This is a genomic window from Motilibacter deserti (assembly GCF_011250635.1).
Taxonomy (GTDB): domain Bacteria; phylum Actinomycetota; class Actinomycetes; order Motilibacterales; family Motilibacteraceae; genus Motilibacter_A; species Motilibacter_A deserti.
Window position 1 is genome coordinate 1 of sequence record NZ_JAANNP010000141.1, and the last position, 3,956, is coordinate 3,956.

The window sequence follows — 3,956 nt, forward strand, 5'->3', positions numbered from 1 at the left end:
TCTACACCGAGTACGCGGACGCGACCGGGGACCTGCGCCTGCTACCCGAGGCGATGTCGGCCGCCCGGCGCGCGGCGGACGAGCTCGCCGGCAGCGGCGTTCCGCTCATGCACGCGGAGGCGCTGCTGCGAGTGGCCCGGCTCGACCTGCTCGCGGGCCGAGGCACCACGGCGGCGGAGGCGGCAGCCGCGGCCGAACGGAGCTTCCGGCGACAGCGCCGCCCGGGCTGGGCGGCGACCGCCGCGGCGGTCGGCGCGGCGGCGCTGCTCGCGCAGGGGCGGCTCGACATGTCGGGGCTGCGGCGTGCCCGCCGGGCCGCGGGGACGCTGGAGCGGCTGGGGCTGCTCGGAGCGGCCGTCGACGCGCACCTCGTCGCGGGCCGGGGCGCGGAGCTGCTCGGGCGCGACGTATGGGCGGTGAAGAGCTACGGCCGTGCGCAGGCCGCCTCCGCTGAGGGGAGCGTGCTCCTGCGCCTGCGCGGCCGGGTCGCTGCGGCACGGGAGGCACGGCTGCTGGGTGATTCACGAAAGACCCTGCAGGCGTGCCGATCCGGGCTGAACGACCTCGCGGTCCATCGAGCCGCGCTCGCCTCGCCCGAGCTGCGTGCTCTCGCCTCCGGGCACGGGACCGAGCTCGGTGCGCTCGGGCTCGAGGCGCTCGTCAACGCAGGAAGCCCCCTGCGGGTGTTTGATTGGCTGGAGCGTACGCGGGCTGCGGCGCTGCTCAGCGTCGAGCCGGCGTGGGGCGAGGGCATCGCGGAGGAGCTGGCCGCGCTGCGCGCGCTGCCGGCCGAGCCCGGCCTCGCCCCCGACGCTGGCGCGGAGGAGGCCGAGTCCCGTCGGGCCGCCATCGAGGCGCGGGTCCGCCGGCTGTCCTGGGTACGCGAGGCCACCCCCTCGACGCCGGGCCAGCGGGTGCTCCCCGCGCAGCTGCGGTCGCTGCTCGGCGACCGCGTACTGGTGGAGCTCGGGTCCCTCGACGGCGAGCTGCTCGCCGTCGTCGTCAGCGCCCGGCGTGCGCGCGTCGTCCGGCTCGGCCCGCTCGCCCCGGTGGCCGCCGAGCTGGAGGGGCTGCTCTTCTCGCTGCGCAGCCTGACCCGGCCGCTGCCCACTGCGGCCGCCAGGGCCGTACGCGCGCTCGCCGAGTCCGGGCTCGACGCCCTGCGCGCGGCGCTGCTCGGCCCGCTGCACCTCGCCGCCGACGCCGAGCTCGTCGTGGTCCCGGTCGGCGTGCTGCAGCGCGCGCCCTGGAGCGCCCTGCACCCCGGCCCCGTCGCGGTCGCCCCGTCCGCGTCGTTCTGGGCCCGCACGTGCCAGGCGGGCCCACCGCCCGCCGGCGTCGCGCTCGTCGCCGGCCCGGGGCTGGGCTCCGCGACCGCCGAGGTGCGCGCGCTCGCCGAACTGCACGCCGAGGCGGTAGTCCTCGAGCCGCCGCACAGCGGTGTGGACGCCGTCGCCGACGCGCTGCGCGGCGCGGGCCTCGCCCACCTCGCCTGCCACGGCCGCGTACGCGCCGACAACCCGATGTTCTCGGCGCTGTGCCTCTCCGCCGGGAGCCTCACCGTCCACGAGCTCGAGCTGCGCGCCCTGGCGCCGCGCCGCATCGTGCTCGCCGCCTGCGACGCCGGTGCGGACACCGCGTATGCCGGGGACGAGATGCTCGGGTTCGTCAGCTCCATGCTCGCCCGTGGTACGTCCGGCATCGTCGCCAGCGTGTCGCTCGTCCCCGACGCGGCCGCGCTGCCGCTCATGTGCGCGCTGCACGAGGAGCTGCTCTCGGGCTCGACCATGGCCCGCGCCCTGCACGCGGCCCGGGCCCGGCTCGACCTCGACGCTCCCGGCAGCTTCGTCAACTGGTGCGTGTTCACGGCGTTCGGCGGGGGGTGAGGTCTGCGTGGCGTTGTGCGCGGTGCGGCGGTGCGCGGTGCGGCGGTGGGCGGTGCGGCGTCGGGCGGTGCAGCGTTGCGGCGTCGGGAGGTGCGGCGTCGCGGCGGTTCGGCGTCGCGGCGTCGCGGGTTGCGCCGTCGCGCGTTGCACCCCCCACCTCAGCGCGCTGCCCTCCGCCCTTCGCCCTCCGCGCCCCGCCCCCGTCCGGTTGGCAGAATGACACATTCAACCGGTCGGCCTCCCGTTGAATGACGCATTCAACCCGTAGAGCGCCATGAATGCGGCATTCATCCAACGCGACGCCGGATGAGTGCTGCATTCTGCCAATCGGGAGGGGCGGGGGATGCGGCGTTCTGCCAGCCGGAGGCCGCGCACGTGCGACGTTGAGTCGATGGCGGGCCGGGGAGTGCGCCCTGGACCGACAGGGCGGCGGGTGGGCGCGCGTCCACTGGAGCCGGGAGCTCAGCCTGCCGCCCGGGCCGGCCGCGGGCCGGTGGAGCGCAGGCTGCCGAGCCGGCCCAGCAGGTCGAACCAGAAGCGGGCGCCGGGTACGAGCGCGAGCCAGCTGAGCAGGAAGCCGAGGACGAGGCGTACGACGAACCACGCGTCGGCACCCCCGTTGCCCGTCGCACTGGCCAGCCCGCGCGACTCGAGCCAGGTGCAGGCGGCCGCGTCCTCGCCGGCCTCGGCGCGCAACTGGCGAGCGGTGTCGCTGCACTCGGCGACCTCGCCCCAGCCCACGGGTAGACCCGTGCCGCGCAGGCTGCCGATCTCGCGGCGTACCTGGGCCAGGCATTCGTCCGCGTCGCCGGTGCAGTCGGAGGCCGCGAGCGCCTGGGTGACGACCGCCTCGCGCAGCGCCTGGTCGGTGTAGAGCGCGCGCGCCACCGACACCGTGTTGACGTTGCACAGGACGACGACGAGGAACCCGACCGCGAGTGAGATCCAGCGGACGCGCCGTTTGTACCACCCCGACACCCGGTCCATGTGGTCGTCGTACCAGTTCTCGACATTCTCCCGGAATGCGGCGACGTCGCCTTCCGTGTTCTTCAGCAGCGATTGCATCGACTGCTTGAACATCGTCCCTTCCGGCAGCGCGCCGACGGCACGTTCGAGGGCGTCGAACGTCGTACGCCCCTGCTGGTCGGGGATGAGCAGGTCCACCACCGCTTGGCCGAACGAGCGGGCGGGCGCGTACGACGGCAGCTTGCGCAGCTCGCGCCAGCGCCTCGGGTCGGCCGCGCCCAGCTGTCCCTTCAGGCCCTGGTTGCGCAGCACGGGCGAGCCGAGCAGGGCCACCGAGACCTGGCGCAGCGGGGCCTCCGGCGCGGCCGAAGGAGGCGGCGGCTCCACGAGGGCCTCGGTGTTGTCCAGCGCCTCGGGAGATCCCGGTTGCGGCGCGTTCGGCAGCGCCCGCTCGATGCCCTCGCGGAACCCGCGGAACGCGTCGGCTGGGGGAGGCTCCGCGGCGGCGGGCTGCGGCTGGCCATCGACGAGCGTCCGGATCCCGAGCAGCAGATAGCGCGCCCGCAGCCCGATGAAGCGGGCGATGCCCTCGGTGAGGATCGTCGTGACGGCCGCCGCGACGGCGTACACGAACACGAGGCCGATGGCCACGTCGAGCAGGAGCGAGTCCACGACTGCCCCCCGCAGTCCGTGCCAGTTCTTCGTCCCCAGCGTGCTTGCGGGCGACCGGCGTCCGCAGGAGCCAGCGTCCACCCACTGCCCCCGCCGCGTCCACCACTTCTGGTGTACGCCGCGGGCGCCGCGGCGGATGAGGTGGCCGCTGTTGCGGAGCTGTGGGGGCGCAGGCGCTGGTGCGTACGGACGGGTGGTGCGGGTCAGGCGCCCTGGTCCAGCCTCACGTGGGAAGCCCGGCCCGCCGGCACAGCTCGGCGTACACCTCCGCGATCTCGCCCTCCGGCGGCTCACCGACCGGCGAGCGCTGCAGCTCCGGGTCGATGAAGGAGCGGTCGAGCTCGGTCTCGAGCGCGGCCTCCAGCTCGGCGAACCCGGTGCCGTCGAGGATGGCGGCGTAGTAGACGAAGACCCACCGCCGCCGCGCGCCGT

General features: G+C 75.5%; 3 protein-coding genes. 1 reads left to right on the plus strand and 2 read right to left on the minus strand.

All coding sequences use genetic code 11. The features are described from left to right. A partial coding sequence (locus G9H71_RS21420) for a CHAT domain-containing protein (protein WP_166284802.1) occupies window positions 1-1,886 on the plus strand: 1,886 nt, incomplete at its 5' end. A 462-nt stretch (window positions 1,887-2,348) separates the two neighbouring features. Here the strand turns inward: G9H71_RS21420 and G9H71_RS21425 are convergent. Beyond that, entirely contained in the window at window positions 2,349-3,524 is a 1,176-nt protein-coding gene (locus tag G9H71_RS21425) for a hypothetical protein (RefSeq protein WP_166284803.1), read from the minus strand. 223 nt (window positions 3,525-3,747) lie between these two features. Further along, on the minus strand, window positions 3,748-3,956 hold a 209-nt coding region (locus tag G9H71_RS21430; protein WP_166284804.1), incomplete at its 5' end, for a hypothetical protein.